This window comes from Nocardia sp. NPDC050408, from assembly GCF_044458905.1.
Taxonomy (GTDB): Bacteria; Actinomycetota; Actinomycetes; order Mycobacteriales; family Mycobacteriaceae; genus Nocardia.
The window spans coordinates 1-2,204 of record NZ_JBITIL010000056.1; the positions used below are offsets into that span (position 1 = coordinate 1).

The window sequence follows — 2,204 nt, forward strand, 5'->3', positions numbered from 1 at the left end:
CAACCTTACTGAAGTCAGCCCAGCGGGGCGATCGGGTCGATGTAGTAGCCGCTGGTGCCCGCCACCGCGCTGGTGCCGTCGTGCATTAACTCCCCGACGACCAGCGCATGACGCATCGTCCCGGCGGTGTCGATGATGCGCGGCGTCTCGGGCCCGGGGGGCCGGCGCTGAGGAGGGTCCGGTGCGCAGGGGAAGCTTCGCGGGCTGAGCTCACCGTGGTTCTCGGCGTGCGCGGCGCCGTCGTTGCAGGCCGGGGTGTATACCGGCGGGAAGGTCGGCGTGCGCGGCGATGCGATGAAGCAGCGGAAGGAAAAGGGTTCGCTCGGCGTCCTCGAGTGGTGCGAGGATTTCCGATTCCAGTGCATCGGCCTCGGCCTGGACTGTCCCGAGTACCTCGCGCGCGTGATCGGTGAGGTGGACCGCGTGTGCGCGACGGTCGACCGGGTGCGGGCGCCGGGTCACCAGTGCGCGCTCCTCTAGCTCGTCGACCAATCCGACCATCGCGTTGCGGTGCACCCGCAGCAGATCAGCGAGTTCCTGCTGACTGCGCCCATCCGCAACCGCCAGGTTGCCCAGGACCGCGAAGTGGGCCGGATCCAGATCCAATCGCGCCAGCTGCTCGGTGAACCGGTACGCCACGTGATGACCGATCTGCGACAACAAGAAGACTGCGCGCGAGTCCAGCGGCTGGTTCACCATGACCTCACATTAGCAACTCAACAGGATTGCCACATAACAGTATTGACATCTAAGAATATTGTCTCTTACGGTGACAATATGACGATTATTCCAACCAACCCCGCCGTTCCCACCACCCCGACCGTCCCTGACACCGACGCCCCGGTCACAGTGATCAACACGATGTCGGTCCCCGCGGCACAGCGGGATCTGTTCCTGCAGCGCTGGCGCGATAGTGCCCAGTACATGGCGGCCGCGTCCGGTTTCCGCCGAACCCGGATGTTCCAGGCGGCCGGTGAGGCGGCCGAGGTGGTGTTCGTCAACGTCGGGGACTGGGACAGCGGCACCGCCCTGCGCAACGCCCTCGGCACTGCGGAATGGCGTGAGTTGACTCTGCGGATCCAGGACGGCCTCGACCTCACCGCACGGCCGATGATCTACCACCTCACCCTCGAACTGGCACCCGGCGACATGCTGTCCCAGTGACCGCCGAACGCTGACTCGAAGATTCGACGCCCGGCCGACTCGCACGCGAGCGCAGGCGGCCGGGCATTACCCCTCTGCAGGGCCGAATGCCTTGTCGGACAACAGCTCACCGTTACAACGTCACTGGAGAACAATCATGTCGCGCAAGACCCTCAACACCGTCCTGGCCACCGCCGTCGTTCTGTTCACCTTCTACCTCGCGATCTCGTTCGTCCTGACCCCCGGGACCGCCGCCCAGGGCTTCGGCCTGCCGAACGTGCCCGCCGGCGACGGCGGCGGCTTCCTCATCGTGAAGGGCTGCCGCGAACTCGCGATGGGCCTGGGCACGGGCATCCTGCTGGTGACGGGCCAGCGCCACGCCCTGGGCTGGGTCCTGCTGATGACGGCCGTCGCCCCGGTCGGCGACATGATCAACGTCCTGGCCCACCACGGCTCCACGGCCACCGCGTTCGCCGTCCACGGCCTGACCTCGGCGCTGATCGCGGTCACGGGCCTGCTGATCCTCCGCGAAACCAGCAAGGCGCCCAAGGCCCAGCAGGTCGCCGCCCCGGCGCCCGCCGCGCAGCCCGCCTGACATCTGCACGCCCCGAACGACCGCACCATATTGCACGAACGAGGACTCGATGAAACAGCTCTACTGGGCCGCCGTTGGCTACACCGCACTGGGACTGCCGTCAGGCCTGTTCTACCGCGAACTCACCAAAGCCCACCAGTTCACCGGCAAGACCGAACTCGCCGTGGTCCACACCCACCTGCTGGCGTTGGGAACACTGTTCTTCCTGATCGTCCTGGTGCTCGAATACCAACTCGCCCTGTCGAACACCCGCGCCTATCGCTGGTTCTTCGCCCTCTACAACGCCGGTGTCCTCTGGATGGTGGCGTGCATGACCATCATCGGTGCCCGGACCGTCCTCGGGTACGGCGAATACAAGCCGCTGTCGCACCTGGCCGGCGGCGGTCACATCCTGCTGACGATCGGATTCGTGCTGTTCTTCCTCACCGTGCACCAGGCCATCACAGCCCGCCGAGAAGAGATGGCC

General features: G+C 66.1%; 4 protein-coding genes. 3 read left to right on the forward strand and 1 reads right to left on the reverse strand.

Features of this window, described 5'->3' with window-relative positions:
• Positions 1-210: 210 nt before the first annotated feature.
• Positions 211-699, reverse strand: a complete 489-nt coding sequence (locus ACIBJI_RS42520) for a MarR family winged helix-turn-helix transcriptional regulator (RefSeq protein WP_397088856.1) — start codon at positions 697-699, stop codon at positions 211-213.
• A 78-nt stretch (positions 700-777) separates the two neighbouring features.
• On the opposite strand from ACIBJI_RS42520, the gene ACIBJI_RS42525 reads away from it, so the two are divergent.
• From ACIBJI_RS42525 to ACIBJI_RS42535, 3 genes are all read left to right on the forward strand, one after another.
• Positions 778-1,164 (forward strand): antibiotic biosynthesis monooxygenase family protein, encoded by a 387-nt coding sequence (locus tag ACIBJI_RS42525; protein ID WP_397088858.1) that lies wholly within the window; start codon positions 778-780, stop codon positions 1,162-1,164.
• A 136-nt stretch (positions 1,165-1,300) separates the two neighbouring features.
• On the forward strand, positions 1,301-1,738 hold the full coding sequence (locus tag ACIBJI_RS42530) for a DUF4267 domain-containing protein (protein WP_397088860.1): 438 nt from the start codon (positions 1,301-1,303) through the stop codon (positions 1,736-1,738).
• 49 nt (positions 1,739-1,787) lie between these two features.
• Positions 1,788-2,204: DUF2871 domain-containing protein (locus ACIBJI_RS42535; protein ID WP_397088862.1), on the forward strand; the 417-nt coding region annotated here is incomplete at its 3' end.